Origin of the sequence: Pseudomonas sp. BIGb0278, from assembly GCF_024809895.1 — a bacterium.
In the GTDB taxonomy this organism is placed as follows: Bacteria; Pseudomonadota; Gammaproteobacteria; order Pseudomonadales; family Pseudomonadaceae; genus Aquipseudomonas; species Aquipseudomonas shirazensis.
This window is the reverse complement of sequence record NZ_JANUEL010000006.1, coordinates 194,552-210,282: the sequence shown is the minus strand read 5'-3', so window position 1 is coordinate 210,282 and position 15,731 is coordinate 194,552. Positions and strand designations below refer to the sequence as shown.

The 15,731-nt window shown below is 63.2% G+C and carries 14 protein-coding genes; 2 read left to right on the top strand and 12 right to left on the bottom strand.

Features of this window, described 5'->3' with window-relative positions; all coding sequences use genetic code 11:
* Positions 1-75: 75 nt before the first annotated feature.
* The 8 genes from M2396_RS19670 to gcl form a co-directional block, all read right to left on the bottom strand.
* On the bottom strand, positions 76-1,074 hold the full coding sequence (locus M2396_RS19670; RefSeq protein ID WP_150569750.1) for a sulfate ABC transporter substrate-binding protein: 999 nt from the start codon (positions 1,072-1,074) through the stop codon (positions 76-78).
* A gap of 93 nt (positions 1,075-1,167) precedes the next feature.
* Positions 1,168-1,992, bottom strand: coding sequence for an ion transporter (locus tag M2396_RS19665; protein ID WP_150569749.1), 825 nt, complete (start codon positions 1,990-1,992; stop codon positions 1,168-1,170).
* Positions 1,993-2,037: 45 nt separating this feature from the next.
* The gene (locus M2396_RS19660; RefSeq protein WP_150572700.1) at positions 2,038-2,916 is read right to left on the bottom strand and encodes an urea transporter; all 879 of its coding nucleotides are present in this window, start codon (positions 2,914-2,916) and stop codon (positions 2,038-2,040) included.
* A gap of 162 nt (positions 2,917-3,078) precedes the next feature.
* Entirely contained in the window at positions 3,079-4,494 is a 1,416-nt protein-coding gene (pyk, locus tag M2396_RS19655) for a pyruvate kinase (protein ID WP_181107618.1), read from the bottom strand.
* Entirely contained in the window at positions 4,491-5,765 is a 1,275-nt protein-coding gene (locus tag M2396_RS19650) for a glycerate kinase (RefSeq protein ID WP_259077399.1), read from the bottom strand. The genes pyk and M2396_RS19650 overlap by 4 nt, the downstream gene beginning before the upstream one ends.
* A 154-nt stretch (positions 5,766-5,919) precedes the next feature.
* Positions 5,920-6,813: a 2-hydroxy-3-oxopropionate reductase gene (locus M2396_RS19645; RefSeq protein WP_188035638.1), complete on the bottom strand. Its 894-nt coding sequence runs from the start codon at positions 6,811-6,813 to the stop codon at positions 5,920-5,922.
* A gap of 54 nt (positions 6,814-6,867) precedes the next feature.
* Positions 6,868-7,650: a hydroxypyruvate isomerase gene (hyi, locus tag M2396_RS19640; protein WP_103436688.1), complete on the bottom strand. Its 783-nt coding sequence runs from the start codon at positions 7,648-7,650 to the stop codon at positions 6,868-6,870.
* A gap of 57 nt (positions 7,651-7,707) precedes the next feature.
* The gene (gene gcl / locus M2396_RS19635; RefSeq protein ID WP_150572697.1) at positions 7,708-9,483 is read right to left on the bottom strand and encodes a glyoxylate carboligase; all 1,776 of its coding nucleotides are present in this window, start codon (positions 9,481-9,483) and stop codon (positions 7,708-7,710) included.
* 257 nt (positions 9,484-9,740) lie between these two features.
* Between gcl and M2396_RS19630 the strand changes: the two genes are divergently transcribed.
* The gene (locus M2396_RS19630; RefSeq protein ID WP_101317970.1) at positions 9,741-10,181 is read left to right on the top strand and encodes a heme-binding protein; all 441 of its coding nucleotides are present in this window, start codon (positions 9,741-9,743) and stop codon (positions 10,179-10,181) included.
* A gap of 42 nt (positions 10,182-10,223) precedes the next feature.
* On the opposite strand, the gene M2396_RS19625 is transcribed toward M2396_RS19630, so the two are convergent.
* The 4 genes from M2396_RS19625 to M2396_RS19610 form a co-directional block, all read right to left on the bottom strand.
* Positions 10,224-10,835, bottom strand: coding sequence for a TetR/AcrR family transcriptional regulator (locus M2396_RS19625; RefSeq protein ID WP_101317973.1), 612 nt, complete (start codon positions 10,833-10,835; stop codon positions 10,224-10,226).
* 188 nt (positions 10,836-11,023) lie between these two features.
* The gene (locus tag M2396_RS19620) at positions 11,024-11,662 is read right to left on the bottom strand and encodes an RraA family protein (protein ID WP_259077394.1); all 639 of its coding nucleotides are present in this window, start codon (positions 11,660-11,662) and stop codon (positions 11,024-11,026) included.
* Between the two features lie 25 nt (positions 11,663-11,687).
* On the bottom strand, positions 11,688-12,662 hold the full coding sequence (locus tag M2396_RS19615) for a hydroxyacid dehydrogenase (protein WP_259077392.1): 975 nt from the start codon (positions 12,660-12,662) through the stop codon (positions 11,688-11,690).
* Positions 12,663-12,671: 9 nt separating this feature from the next.
* Positions 12,672-14,012, bottom strand: a complete 1,341-nt coding sequence (locus M2396_RS19610) for an MFS transporter (protein ID WP_150569743.1) — start codon at positions 14,010-14,012, stop codon at positions 12,672-12,674.
* Between the two features lie 171 nt (positions 14,013-14,183).
* Between M2396_RS19610 and M2396_RS19605 the strand changes: the two genes are divergently transcribed.
* Entirely contained in the window at positions 14,184-15,713 is a 1,530-nt protein-coding gene (locus M2396_RS19605) for an IclR family transcriptional regulator C-terminal domain-containing protein (protein WP_259077390.1), read from the top strand.
* The last annotated feature ends 18 nt before the right edge of the window (positions 15,714-15,731 follow it).

Below are 15,731 nucleotides of genomic sequence, written 5' to 3'. Positions count from 1 at the left end.
TTGCCGAAGGCGAGGGAAGTTCGATGCAATCCGGGCCATGGCCTGGCCCGGATTGCTCTGGCAAGCGTCAGTCGATCACTGGCCGGTGTAGATCTGGTCGAACACGCCACCGTCGTTGAAGTGGGTCTTCTGCACCGTGCGCCAGTCACCAAAGGTCTTCTCTACCGAGAGGAAGTCGACTTTCGGGAAGCGGTCGGTGTACTTGGCCAGTACCGCTGGATCACGCGGGCGCAGGTAGTTGTTGGCAGCGATTTCCTGGCCTTGTGGCGACCACAGGTACTTCAGGTATTCTTCGGCGGCGGCGCGGGTGCCCTTCTTGTCGACCACCTTGTCAACCACGGTGACCGGCGGCTCGGCTTCGGCCGATACGCTTGGGTAGACTACTTCGAACTGATCGCGACCGAATTCGCGGGCGATCATTTCGGCTTCGTTTTCAAAGGTGACCAGCACGTCGCCGATCTGGTTGGTCATGAACGTGGTGGTAGCCGCCCGGCCGCCGGTATCGAGCACTGGCGCCTGCTTGAACAGTTTGCCGACAAAGTCCTTGGCCTTGTTTTCGTCGCCGCCGTTTTTCAGCACGTAGCCCCAGGCCGAGAGGTAGGTGTAACGGCCGTTACCGGAGGTCTTGGGGTTGGGCACGATCACCTGGACGCCGTCCTTGAGCAGGTCAGGCCAGTCTTTCAGCGCTTTCGGGTTGCCTTTGCGCACGATGAACACGGTGGCCGAGGTGAACGGCGCGCTGTTGTTTGGCAGGCGCGTGACCCAGTTGTCCGGGACCAGCTTGCCGTTGTCGACCAGGGCATTGATGTCGGTCGCCATGTTCATGGTGATGACGTCAGCCGGCAGGCCATCGATCACCGAGCGCGCTTGCTTGCTCGAACCGCCGAAGGACATCTGCAGGTTGATCTTCTCTTTGTGCTCGGCTTCCCAGTGCTTCTGGAAAGCGGCGTTGTAGTCCTTGTAGAAATCGCGCATCACGTCATAGGAAACGTTGAGCAGCGTCGGCGCGGCCTGGGCCAGGTTGCCCAGGGTCAAGCCTGCGGCGAGCAGCGAGGCGGTAAACAGTTTTTTCACGACGCGATCCTTGTTCTTGAAACAGTTAATGGCAGAGTGCCTGCGACTATAGCGGGTGTTTCCCAAGCGTTTAAAGAACGAAATACGCTTTGGTTATTCCTTCCTGGGGAACAGCGCATTGCCGCAGCGCGAGCAGAACGCAGCGCCGTGCTCATGGCTGTTTTTACGGCAGGTCGGGCAGTCGTGCTGGAGTTGTTCGCCACGCATGGCGTTGGCCAGCTCGGCGGTGAAGATGCCGGTCGGCACGGCGATGATCGAGTAACCGGTGATCATCACCAGTGACGACAGCACCTGGCCCAGCGGCGTCTTCGGCACGATATCGCCAAAGCCCACGGTGGTCAGGGTGACGATCGCCCAGTAGATGCCTTTGGGGATGCTGGTGAAGCCATGCTCGGGCCCTTCGACCACGTACATCAAGGTGCCGAACACGGTCACCAGAGTCGATACGCTGACCAGAAACACGATGATCTTCTGCTTGCTGCCGCGCAGCGCGCTCATCAGGTAGTTGGCCTGCTTGAGGTACGGGCTCAGCTTGAGCACGCGGAAGATCCGCAGCATGCGGATCACGCGGATGATCAGCAGGTACTGGGCGTCGCTGTAATACAAGGCGATGATGCCCGGCACGATGGCCAGCAGATCGACCAGGCCGTAGAAGCTGAAGGCATAGCGCAGCGGCTTGGGCGAGCAGTACAGGCGGGTCAGGTATTCAGCGAGAAAGATCGCCGTAAAGCCCCACTCGATGGCGGCGAGTAGGCCTGAATAGTTCTGGTGAACCTCATCGATACTGTCGAGGATCACCACCACCAGGCTGGCCAGAATGATCAGCAGCAGGGTCTTGTCGAAGCGTCTGCCAGCGGTGGTGTCGGATTGAAAAACCAGAATGTAGAGCCGCTCGCGCAGGCTCGCCGGGGAGTTCATGGGGCGCGTTCCATTATGCAATGGGCAGAGCCTAGGGCTTGCCCCTCAGCTGTGCAAGCGGCGTGGCTTACCGCCCGCCAGCCCGCGCGGCAGGCGGCTGCTCAGGTGCAGCAACCAGCAGGCGGCCACAAACGGCGCGGTCAAGGCGGCCACCGGCAGCAGGTTGAACAGCGGTTGCAAGGCGATGGCCAGGATGATCGCCAGCAGCGGCAGCCACGGCCGTTCGCGCTGGCCGCAAAAGGCCAGTGCCGCCAGCGCGGCATTGAAACCGAGCAAGCCCATCCCGGCGCTGTGGACATCGCCCATGAGCAGCGCAACGCAGGCGCCCAGGCCTGAGCCGAACAAAGCCCAGAGTGCAGCGCTGCGATTGGACAGGAACAAACCGATGGCGATCAGCAGCCCCGCCAGCGGCTGCTCCAGCAGAAACACCTGGCCCAGGCCACGCGCCAGTGCCTGCAGAGGCTCGGCACTGACCGCTGTGCCGGCGGCAGACGGCTGCGCAGCCAGCAGCGCGGCCCAGCCGAGCAGCACGAACGGTGCGGTATAGGCCGGCAGCAGGCAGGCGCCGCGTTTGCGCCATTGATGGACGAGGATGCTCGACAGGCCACTGGCGGCGATGATCAGCGGCGGCAGAATCACTGACCATGGCAACACTGCGCTGAACAGGATGCCGATCAGGACGCCGTTGTAGCTGTACAGGCCGGCCTGGCGATCAGCCCGGTCGTAGCCGCGCCGCTGCGCCGTGAGCAACCCTGCCAGCGCGCCCAGCAGGGCACCACCGACCAACTGCGGGGCGGTCAGGAGGATGGCGAGCAGGCAACACAGGCCGCACAGCGGGCTACGCTGCAGCAATACCTGGCTGAAGCCGTTGAGAAGCGCCGTGGCCCAGTCGGGGCACGGGGTGACGAAATTTTGTGTGTACATGGGCAGTCAGTAGGTTGAAGTTGGCGGTGGGCCTCTTTGGGCCTCGGTTCCGCGGTTGGTCTTTTGGGCCGCTCTGCGGCCTTCGTGGGTGAACCCGCTCCCACAGGGTTTTGTGTGGGAGCGGGCTTGCCCGCGAAGGCTGCAAAGCAGCCCAATACGGTCCTAGATCAAAGTCTCGATGCGCAGCGTGTTGGTCGTGCCCGGCTTGCCAAACGGCACCCCGGCGGTGATCAGCAGCGTATCGCCGATGCTGGCCATGCCTTGCGCCTGGGCGATTTCCAGTGCGGTCGAGCAGATTTCGTCGACCTGGCGCAGGCGGTCGTTGACCACCGAGTGCACGCCCCAGGTCACGCTCAGGCGGCGCGCCGTCACCAGATTTGGCGTCAGGTTGAGAATCGGTGCCCGTGGCCGTTCGCGGGCGGCGCGCAGGGTCGAGGCCCCGGACTCGCTGTAGTTGACCAGCACCGCCACCGGCAGAATGCCGCTGATACGGCGGATTGCACAGCTGATCGCATCCGAGGTGGTGGCCTCTGCTCTTGGCCGGCCGACGTCGAGCTGTGCTTGGTAATCAGGGCCGTTTTCAACCTGGCGGATGATCTTGCTCATCATCTGTACGGCTTCCAGCGGATAGTCACCGGAGGCGGTTTCCGCCGACAGCATCACCGCATCGGCGCCTTCGGCGACCGCGTTGGCGACGTCGGTGACTTCGGCGCGGGTTGGCGCAGGCGAGAAGCGCATCGATTCGAGCATCTGCGTTGCCACCACCACCGGGCGGCCGAGCTGGCGGCAGGTATTGATGATGTGCTTCTGGATCTGCGGCACGCTCTCGGCGGGGACTTCCACGCCCAGATCGCCACGGGCAACCATGATTGCGTCGGACAGCTCGGCGATGGCCTGCAGCTGGTCGACCGCCGACGGCTTCTCGATCTTGGCCATGAGGTAAGCGCGGTCGCCGATCAGCTCGCGCGCTTCGATGATGTCCTCAGGGCGCTGCACGAACGACAGCGCCACCCAGTCCACCCCAAGCTCCAGGCCGAAGGCCAGGTCACGGCGGTCTTTCTCGGTCAGCGGGCTCAACTCGAGCACCGCCTGCGGCACGTTGACACCCTTGCGGTCGGACAGCTCGCCGCCGGCCAGCACCTCGGTATCGATGGCGTCGTCATGCTTGGCGGTTACGCGCAGGCGCAGCTTGCCATCGTCGAGCAGCAAGTCCATGCCAGGCTGCAATGCAGCGATGATTTCCGGGTGCGGCAGGTTGACCCGGTGGCTGTCGCCCGGGGTGCTGTCCAGGTCCAGGCGCAGGGCCTGGCCACGCTGCAGCTGGACCTTGCCTTCGGCAAAGCGACCGACGCGCAGCTTGGGCCCTTGCAGGTCCATGAGGATGCCCAGCGGGTAGTTCAGCTGTTGCTCGACTTCGCGGATCCACTGATAGCGCAGGGCGTGGTCGGCGTGCTCGCCGTGGCTGAAGTTGAGGCGAAAGATATTCACCCCGGCTGCGACCAGCTGGCGTACATCGTCGATGCCGTTGATGGCAGGGCCGAGGGTGGCGAGGATTTTGACTTTTTTATCAGGCGTCATGATTGGGCAGTCTCGAGAATCAGAATGGCGCGGAAGTCGTTGACGTTGGTACGGGTCGGCTCGGTTACGATCAGGGCGTCGAGCGCGGCGAAGTAGCCGTAGCCATTGTTGTTGTCCAGCTCATCGCTGGCCGAAAGCCCCAGGGCGGCGGCGCGGGCATAGCTGGCCGGGGTCATGCTGGCACCGGCATTGTCTTCCGAGCCATCGATGCCGTCGGTGTCGCCGGCCAGGGCATACACGCCCGGCAGGCCTTTGAGGTTTTCGGTGAGGCTGAGCAAAAACTCCGCGTTGCGCCCGCCACGGCCATTGCCGCGCACGGTCACGGTGGTTTCACCGCCGGAGAGAATCACGCAGGGCGCCTTCAGCGGCTGGCCGTGCTGGACGATTTGCCGAGCGATGCCGGCATGCACCTTGGCCACCTCGCGCGACTCGCCTTCAAGGTCACCGAGGATCAGCGGGCTGAAGCCGGCCTGGCGGGCTTTCACGGCTGCCGCCTCCAGCGATTGCTGGGGCCTGGCGATCAATTGGAAGTGGCTGCGGGCCAGGGCCGGGTCGTCGGCTTTGACGGTTTCCGAAGCCGGGTTGTTGAGCCAGTCGATGACCGCTTGCGGCGCTTCGATGTTGTAGCGTTTGAGGATCGCCAGCGCTTGCGCCGAGGTGCTCGGATCGGCCACCGTCGGGCCTGAGGCGATCACGGTGGCGAGGTCGCCGGGCACATCGGAAATGGCATAGGTGTACAGCGTGGCCGGCCAGCAGGCCTTGGCCAGGCGGCCGCCCTTGATCGCCGAGAGGTGCTTGCGCACGCAGTTCATCTCGCCGATGGTCGCGCCCGACTTGAGCAGGGCCTTGTTGATCTGTTGCTTGTCGGCCAGGGACAGGCCTGCGGCTGGCAGGGCGAGCAGGGCAGAGCCGCCGCCAGACAGCAGGCAGATCACCCGGTCGCTTTCAGTGAGGTTGCTGACCAGCTCCAGCACGCGCTTGGCCACGGCCAGGCCGGCGGCATCGGGAACAGGATGGGCAGCTTCGACCACTTCGATTTTCTGGCAGCTGGCGCCGTGCCCATAGCGGGTCACGACCAGCCCGGAGACTTCACCTTGCCAGGTTTTTTCGACCACTTCGGCCATGGCTGCGGCGGCCTTGCCGGCGCCGATAACGATGACCCGGCCGCTACGGTCGGCAGGCAGGTAGGCTTCGAGGACCTGGCTTGGGTGGGCGGCGGCGATGGCTGTGTCGAACAGCTCGCGCAGAAATTGTTGCGGATCGACCGACATGGCAGGCTCCCAAAATTCTTGTTGTTATGCGTAATAAAAAAACGCCCCCGGAACGACCTCCGTGCAGGCTGAACCAGGGGCGGGTGTTGCTCGGTTGCGGGTCAGAGACCCCTGGGGGCTGCGTCGCAAACCCCCGGATTCAAATCAATTCAAATCACTTCTCGTCGCGGATCGAGAAATTGGCCATGTGCTCCAGGCCCTTGATCAATGCCGAGTGGTCCCAGTTGCCGCCACCCAGTGCTACGCAAGTGCTGAACACTTGCTGCGCGTTGGAGGTGTTCGGCAGGTTGATGCCCAGCTCCTTGGCGCCTTGCAGGGCCAGGTTCAGGTCCTTCTGATGCAGGTTGATGCGGAAGCCTGGATCGAAGGTGCCTTTGATCATGCGCTCGGCATGCACTTCAAGAATCTTCGACGAAGCGAAACCGCCCATCAGTGCTTCACGCACCTTGGCTGGGTCCGCGCCGTTCTTGGCGGCGAACAGCAGCGCCTCGCCAACTGCCTGGATGTTCAGCGCGACGATGATCTGGTTGGCGACCTTGGCGGTCTGGCCGTCACCGTTACCGCCGACGCGGGTGATGTTCTTGCCCATCAGCTCGAACAGCGGCAGGGTGCGCTCGAAGGCTTTCGGGCAACCACCGACCATGATGCTCAGGGTGGCCGCCTTGGCGCCGACTTCGCCGCCGGACACCGGGGCGTCCAGATAGGCCGCGCCAGTGCCTTTGATCTTCTCGGCAAAGGCTTTGGTCGCGGTGGGCGAGATCGAGCTCATGTCGATGACGATCTTGTTCGGGCCAACACCTTCGGCAACGCCGTTTTCACCGAACAGGACAGCTTCGACCTGCGGGGTATCCGGGACCATGACGATGATGAATTCAGCTTCCTGAGCCACTTCCTTTGGATTGGCCAGGGCCACCGCGCCAGCGGCGATCAGGTCAGCCGGTGCTGCGTCGTGATGGGTCGAAACGAACAGGCTGTGACCTGCTTTTTGCAGGTTTTGGGCCATGGGCTTGCCCATGATGCCAGTGCCGATAAAACCGATTTTAGCCATGAGAGATACCCTCTTTTGTAATTGTCGAATCTCGATGAACCAGGCGCAGCCCGATCAGATCGCGTTGTGCGTCTTCAGCCAGCCCAGGCCCGCTTCAGTGGTGGTCAGCGGCTTGTACTCGGCGCCGACCCAGCCCTTGTAGCCGATGCGGTCCAGGTGCTCGAACAGGAAGCGGTAGTTGATCTCACCGGTGCCGGGTTCGTTGCGGCCAGGGTTGTCGGCCAGCTGGATGTGGTTGATCCGCGGCAGGTTGGCTTCGATGGTGCGCGCCAGGTCACCTTCCATGATCTGCATGTGGTAGATGTCGTACTGCAGGAACAGGTTGGCGCTGGCGACCTCGGTCTGAATGTCCAGTGCTTGCTGCGTGGTGTTCAGGTAGAAGCCAGGGATGTCGCGGGTGTTGATCATTTCCATGACCAGGCGGATCCCGGCGGCCTGCAACTTGTCGGCGGCAAACTTGAGGTTGTCGACAAAGGTCTTGCGCACGGTGGCGCATTCCAGACCCTGTGGGCGAATGCCCGCCAGGCAGTTGATCTGGGTATTGCCCAGCACCTTGGCGTAGGCGATGGCCTTGTCGACACCGGCGCGGAATTCTTCGACGCGGTCGGGGTGGCAGGCAATCCCGCGCTCACCTGTCGACCAATCGCCCGCAGGAAGGTTGAACAACACCTGGGTCAGGCCATTGGCGTCCAGTTGCGCCTTGATTTCAGCGGCGCTGAAATCGTACGGGAAGAGGTATTCGACACCGCTGAAGCCAGCGTCGGCGGCGGCCTTGAAGCGGGCCAGAAAGTCCTGCTCGGTAAACAGCATGGACAGGTTGGCAGCGAAGCGAGGCATGGTGATCTCCTTGCAAATGAAAGCCCCCGGCACAACCGGCGCGGGGGCGTCAGGCAATCAGTCGAGCAGCGAAATAGCGGTAGGGGCGTCGTTGCCCACCAGGGCGAGGTCTTCGAACTCGTTGACCGCGTTGATTTCGGTGCCCATGGAAATGTTGGTGACGCGCTCGAGAATGATTTCAACCACGACCGGTACGCGGAACTCTTCGGCCATCTTCTGCGCCTTGAGCAGGGCAGGGGCGATTTCGCTTGGCTCGAATACACGCAGGGCCTTGCAACCCAAACCTTCGACGACTGCAACGTGATCGACGCCGTAGCTGCCGGCTTCGGTCGAGTTGATGTTCTCGAACGCCAGTTGTACACAGTAGTCCATCTCGAAGCCACGCTGAGACTGACGGATCAGGCCGAGGTAGGCGTTGTTCACCAGCACGTGGACGTAGGGCAGATTGAACTGCGCGCCAACGGCCAGCTCTTCGATCATGAACTGGAAGTCGTAGTCACCAGACAGCGCGACGACCTTGCGTTGCGGGTCGGCCTTGACCACACCGAGGGCCGCCGGGATGGTCCAGCCGAGCGGGCCGGCCTGGCCGCAGTTGATCCAGTGACGCGGCTTGTACACGTGCAGGAGCTGCGCGCCAGCGATCTGCGACAGACCGATGGTGCTGATGTAGCAGGTGTCCTTGCCAAATACCTTGTTCATCTCTTCATAGACGCGCTGCGGCTTGACCGGAACGTTGTCGAAGTGGGTCTTGCGCTGCAGGCTGGCCTTGCGCTGCTGGCAGTCTTCCAACCAGGCACTGCGGTCCTTGAGCTTGCCGGCGGCTTTCCACTCGCGGGCCACTTCCAGGAACATATCCAGCGCCTTGCCAGCATCGGAAACGATGCCCAGGTCCGGGGTGAACACGCGGCCGATCTGGGTCGGTTCGATGTCGACGTGAACGAAGCTGCGGCCTTCGGTGTAGACATCGACAGAACCGGTGTGGCGGTTGGCCCAGCGGTTACCGATACCGAACACCATGTCCGATTTGAGCAGGGTCGCGTTGCCGTAGCGGTGCGAGGTCTGCAGGCCGACCATGCCCACCATCAGCGGGTGATCGTCCGGGATGGTGCCCCAGCCCATCAGGGTCGGGATGACCGGCACGCCGGTCAGTTCGGCGAACTCGACCAGCTTGTCGCTGGCGTCGGCATTGATGATGCCGCCACCGGCCACCAGCAATGGGCGCTCGGCGTCATTGAGCATGGCCAGGGCTTTTTCCGCTTGCACGCGGGTAGCGCCTGGCTTGTTGATCTGCAGTGGCTCGTAGGCGTCGATGTCGAATTCGATCTCGGCCATCTGCACGTCGAACGGCAGGTCGATCAGCACCGGGCCTGGACGGCCGCTGCGCATTTCAAAGAAAGCCTTCTGGAATGCGTAAGGGACCTGGCCTGGCTCGAGCACGGTGGTTGCCCACTTGGTCACCGGCTTGACGATGCTGGTGATGTCGACGGCCTGGAAGTCTTCTTTGTGCAGACGTGCACGCGGCGCCTGGCCGGTAATGCACAGGATCGGGATGGAGTCGGCGGCGGCGCTGTACAGACCAGTGACCATGTCGGTACCGGCTGGGCCGGAAGTGCCGATGCACACGCCGATGTTGCCCGGGTTGGCGCGGGTGTAACCCTCGGCCATGTGCGAGGCACCTTCGACGTGGCGAGCGAGGACGTGATCGATGCCACCGACTTTCTTCAGGGCCGAGTACAGCGGGTTGATAGCGGCCCCTGGGATGCCGAATGCGGTATCTACACCTTCCCGGCGCATGACCAGAACGGCTGCATCGATTGCTCTCATTTTGCTCATGGGTTGTGCCTCATCGATTTTGTAATTGTATACAACTTTCTCTTGGCCAGAGTGTATTCACGCTCGGTGGCCTAGGTCAATCCATTTTCGTCGGCAGCAAACGCTTCGGTCGGAATGCCCGTGAAAACGGCGTTTCGTCTGATCGTGCACGATCGTCTAAAAATATTGTATACAAAGATAATCGTAGTTGTGTTCTATTTATGCCATTGGATTTCAACTGCCCTCAGGGCTTCTCACAACAAGAAGAGGACCTTTCCATGACCACTTTGACCCTCAAAGTCGCTGTCAGCCTGGTGAACGCCGCGCTGGCCGCAGGCCGCAAGATCAACGCTGCGCCGCTGACCGTGGCGGTGCTGGATGCCGGCGGGCATCTGCTGACCTTGCAGCGTGAAGACGGCGCCAGCCTGCTGCGCCCGCAGGTAGCGACCGGCAAGGCCTGGGGTGCAATTGCCCTGGGCAAGGGCTCGCGTCTGCTGGCGTTGGATGCGCAGCAGCGACCGGCGTTTTTTGCCGCATTGAATGGTTTGGGCGAGCGGCCGGTGGTGCCGGCGCCAGGGGGCGTGCTGATTCGCGATCAGCAGGGCAGGGTGCTGGGTGCGGTGGGGATCAGCGGCGATACTTCGGATATCGATGAACAGTGCGCAATCAGCGCCATCGAAGCGGCGGGCCTGACCGCAGATGCCGGTGTCGCGGCCTGATCACTGCACCCAGGGCCGCGCTGCGGCCCTTTCTGACTCAGCTCAAGCCAGCTCTGGCTCACAGCCCTTGAGCACGAGCCGAATGATCGTTTGCGCAGCGGCCTCGTAATCACTGTCGGCGAGCTTGGCCTTGCCGGTGACGGCGGCGATCTGCCAATCGAAGTCGGCGTAGGTCTGGGTCGCCGCCCAGATGCTGAACATCAGGTGATGGGCATCGACCGGGGCGATCTGTTTGCGCTCAATCCAGCGCTGGATGCACTCGATATTGTGCCGGGCCTGCTCGTTGAGCTGCTCGACCTGGCTCGGCGAAAGGTGCGGCGCGCCGTGCATGATCTCGCTGGCGAACACCTTCGAGGCATGGGGTAGATCACGCGAGATGCGGATCTTCGAGCGGATGTAGGCACTCAGCACTTCTTTCGGATCACCGTCGGCATTGAACGGCGTCGATGCCTGCATGATCGGCGCGATGATGCTCTCGAGCACCTCGCGGTAGAGGTTGTCCTTGGATTTGAAGTAGTAGTAGACGTTCGGCTTGGGCAAACCCGCCTTGGCTGCAATGTCGCTGGTTTTGGTGGCGGCGAAGCCCTTGTCGGCGAATTCCTCGCTGGCCGCGCGCAGGATCAGTTCCTTGTTGCGCTCGCGAATGGTGCTCATGGCAGGGATCTTCCTCGGAAAGGGCGCCTCTAGGAGGGATCGGGCATGGTAGCACCGGCCCGGAGCGAGGCTCAAGGCAGGCTGTTTGCGCAAGGGACGAGGGAGCTGGTCTGGGGGCAACCGGGGTGATGAGCATCGCAGAGGGGAAATGTCGGGCAGCAGTGCCTAGGCTGCTACCCGACCGGCGCTCAGCGCACGCTTGCCCGCACCTTGTCGCGAAAGCTGTTCTCGTAACCGTCCTGCAGCTTCACCTGCTCGGCCAGCGAGGCGAGACGGCTGCGCGGGATGACGATGATGCCGTCGCGGTCGCCAATTATCGCATCGCCCGGATCGCACACGACATTGCCGCACGCCACGGCGATGCCGACCTGGCCCGGGCCCCATTTCGACGGCCCTGCGGGGTTGACCGCGCGGGCATAGACCGGCAAACCCATGCTGTCGAGTTCTGCCACATCGCGCACGGCGCCGTCGATGACCACCGCCGCCACTTGCCGGGCCAGGCAGATCTCGCCAAGCAGATCGCCGAACACCGAGCGGTTGATCTCGCTGTTGCCATTGATCACCAGCACATCGCCGGGCTGCGCTTCGTCGAGGGCTCGGTGGATCGCCAGGTTGTCACCCTCGCGAGTATTGAGCGGTAGGATGGTGCCGAAAAAACTCGGCTTGCCAGCGGTATGGCGGATGGCCGAAGCCATCATGCCCATGCGCTGCAGAACGTCACCGATCAGGGCGACCGGGTAACGGGCGATCTCGCCAATCAGCGCCAAGTCTGCCCGTTGCCACTGGCTGTTGACGCTGATCGAGTCGTCGGACACGTTGATGAACATATGAAACCTCCAGATTCGCCGGCGCTCAGTCGAACGACTTCGCCACAGGTTGGTTGACCGGGTGCGCCGGGGCTTGCCCCTGGAGCACGGCGGCAATCGCCTGCAGGGCGCTCATGCCAACCCGCATCAACGATTCGTCGGTCTGCCCGGCCACATGGGCGGTGACGATCAGGTTCGGCGTTTCGGCGATGGCCGGAGTGGGGTGGTTGAAAGGGTTGATCATGTCGAGATTCTCCGCGTCGAGCACATCCACCCCCGCGCCGGCCAGCTTGCCGCTGTTCAGCGCTGCGACCATGGCCTGCTCATCGACCACGCCGCCCCGGCTGGTGTTGATCAGCAGCGCGCCGTCTTTCATCTGGGCGAACTGCTTGGCACCGATCAGGTTGCGGGTGGTGGGTAGCAGCGGTACATGCAGGCTGATCACATCGGCAGTGGCCAGCAGGGTGTCGAGGTCGACCCAGCGCGGATCGGTGCCTGGTGCGATTGCCGGGTCGGTGAAGATCACCTTCAGGCCAAAGGCCTCGGCCACGGGCGCAACGCTTGCGCCGATGTTGCCAAAGCCGACCAGGCCCAGGGTGCGCCCTTCGAGCTCGATGCCGGTCAGTGCCAGGCGGTCCTGCGCCCAGTTGCGTTTACGCGTCTGCTCGCTGGCCATGGGCAGTTTGCGGCACAGCGACAGCAGCAAGGCGAAGACATGTTCGATGACACTGCGCTGATTGGCCCCGGGAGTGTTGGTGACCCACACGCCATGTTGCGCGGCGGCCTGGTAATCAACGTTGTCGTAGCCTGCGCCATGGCGGGCGACGATGCGCAGTTTCGGCGAGGCAGCGATCATCTCGGCGCTGACATGACCACCACGCAGAAACACCGCGTCGACCTGGTTGTGGATTTCGTCATAGCTGACGGCGTTGGCGCCATAGCCCAGACGCACCTCGCCAAGGTCAGCAAGGCCGGCGAGCACGCGCGGGTGAATGGGGCTGGTGACGTAGATCAGAGGCATGGTCTGTACTCAGGAAAATTGATGGCGATTGGCGTCGGCGGCAGCGTTGTTGCGCACGGTGCTGAGCACGATCAGGCCCAGCACGCCAGCGCCGCAGAGGATGAAAGCGGGTGCCGACTGGTTACCGCTGGCGCCGATCAGCCAGGTCGCCATGAACGGCCCGATGCCGCCACCGATCACCGCGCCGACGCTGTGGCCGAAGGCGACACCGGTGTGGCGAACGTGGGTCGGGAAGAACTCCGGCATCACCGAGTAGGTGCCGGCCAGGCACAGCGCGTACGGCACCATGCCCAGGGCCAGGCCGACCATCGCCAGGCTCACCTGGCCTTGCTGCATGAGCATGAAGGAGGGGATCGACAGGGTGGCGTAGCCGAGATAGGCCAGGCGCAGAACGGCCTTGCTGCCGATGATCGAGCCGAGGTGACCGGCCAGGGGAATCATCAGCGCGGCAAAACTCACCGCCACAAGGACGATGGTCGAGGCCTGACCTTTTGAGTAGCCGAGGATCGAGCTGAAGTAGGCGGCGATGAATACCGTGCCGATGTAAGTGCCGATGTTCTGCACCAGCGAGATCATCATGACCTTGGTCAGCGGGCGCATGTAATCGCGCACCAGCTCGGCGAAGGGCGCGCTCTTCGGCTCGGCGTCAGTGGTCTTGTTCGACTCGAACTCAGGGCTGTCTTCAATTCCCAGGCGCATCCACAGGCCGATGATGCCCAGCGGCAAAGCCAGCAGGAACGGCACGCGCCAGCCCCAGTCGGCCATCTGCGGGTCGGTCAGCCAGGCTGCGGCCAGGCCAGCGATGGCCGCTGCCAGGCCCTTGCCGAACTGGGCGATCGAGGGCAGGAAGGAGATGTACAGCGAACGCCGATTGGCCGGTGCCCACTCGCGAATGTAGCTCGCTGCGCCACCGATTTCGCCGCCGGCGGAAAAGCCCTGAAGCATGCGCAGGGCCACCAGCAGAATCGGCGCCCACACGCCAATCTGCGCATAACCGGGTAGCAGGCCGATCAAGGTCGCGGCGATGCCCATCAAGGTGATGCTGGCAATCAGGCTGGTGCGGCGGCCCACCTTGTCACCCAGCCAGCCGAACGCGACGGCGCCGAGCGGGCGCACGAGGAACGCCGAGCCGAATACCAGAAATGTGTTGAGCAGGCCGGTGGTGGGGTCATCGGACGGGAAGAACACCAGCGCCAGGGTGGCCGCCAGATAACCGTAGATGCTGAAGTCGTAGTACTCGACGAAGGTGCCGAACACGGCGGCGGCGGTGGCTTTCTTCGCCTTGGTCTTGCGCTCGGCGACAGGCTCGGACATGGCGACGGGCTCGGTCAACGTATTGTTGTTATTCATAGGTCACTCCAGCGTTTTGGTCACGGCCATTTTAAAAAATGGGACAGTGTCCTGTTTTGTTTTTTCCAAGCATCCTCGTGCCCAGCCTGGTTGTCAACAGGCGGGCTAATTGCTTTGGTTGTGGCCTTGAGCACAGAATGGGCTCCCGTAGCAGCATGCCAAGCCTCTGAAATGCCTAACCCACGCCCTGAACCCGCGGCCAGCCACGCGGTTGCCGCCACCTCCAGCCACGGTCGTTTGATCGAGGTACTGGACGCACTGGTCAGACGAGCGGAGGGTGAGCCGTGGGGTGTCAGGGAGCTGGCCAGCGAGCTCGCCGAGAGCCGCAGCACTATCAATCGGATCCTGGCGGCACTGGTCGAACGTGACCTTGCAGCGGAAGATGGTGCGGGCAAGTATCGGGTCGGGCCACGCTTGCGGGTGCTGATGCAGGCGGTGAGTGCGCACAGCGCCGTGTGGAATGCGGCCGGGAAGCTGCTTGATGAGCTGGCCGGCGATGCCAAGCAGTCAGCCTTGCTCTCGGTGTATGCCCCGCACTGTGACGGCTACTTCGTGCTGTGTTGCGGCGAGGCAGCGGCCACCTTGGCCTTCAGGCCGCAGCTTGGCGCGATCTATCCGCTGGGTTTTGGCGATATCGGCCGAGCGTTCGCTGATCATCTGAACAGCGGCGCGCAGCCTGACCAGCAACAGCTGCCGGTGCCAGCCGACAACGGGCAGGCGATGGCCGAATCCGAGTTCCCCGCAGCGGTGGCCCTGGCCACCCGGTGCTTGCCGCAAGGGCTGCTGGTGACGGTGTCGCTGCACGACCTGGGCGCTGGCGGTGGCAGCAGCGCCAGTGCGGCGTTGCGCAAAGTCGAACAGGTCTTGAACCACCTCGAGGGATTGCCCGTCACCGCGCGAGCCTGTCCGCAGGTGCGGGGTTGCGACGAGGACAGCGCCACTGCGGCTCGGCTGGAGGTATTGCTGCAAATCCTCTGTGCGGTACCCGACGGCTACCCCTGCAAGGCGGGGATTGCCGCCGAGCTGCAGTGCAACAGCGCCACGGCGCGCAAGATCGTCGAGTCTGCTGCACAGGCCAGCCTGGTGTTTGCCAGCAGCCAGGCGCTATACCCTGCGGCGCGCCTGTACCAGTGGGCGGCGGTGCTCGGCGACAACCGCTTCCCTGTGGCAAAACTGTGCCGAGCGATCGTTGAGGCGTTGGTCAAGCAGACCGGCGAAACGGTGGCCTTTCTCAGCTTCGATGCGTGCTCCAGCACGGCGCAATTCATCGAAGTGGCTCAGGGTTGGAAGCCCATCCAGTACAAACTCGAAACCGGTGTTGAAGTGCCGCTGTATGCCGGTGCTGCGGGCAAGGCTGTATTGGCGCACCTGGCCCCCGAGTTCGCTGACGGCCTGACCCTGAACAGATTCACCGAGGCCACCATCGTCTCGCATTCGGCGCTGCAGGCGGATTTGCTCGCCATTCGCGAACGCGGCTGGTCGCAGGGGGACGGCGAGCGAGTCCTCGGCGCCTTTGGTATCGGCGTGCCGTTCTTTGTCGACGGCCAGGTGGCAGGGTCGCTCTCGGCCACCATTCCGCAGTACCGCAAGCAGGATTGCGATGTAGCGGCATTGGTTGATCACATGAAGCTTGCAACCAGCCGCATCAGCCGGCTGCTTTCACTGGGCACTGCGCCTGCCCAAGGTGAACCGGGCCAGTAAGCCATGCCGCGGTTTGCG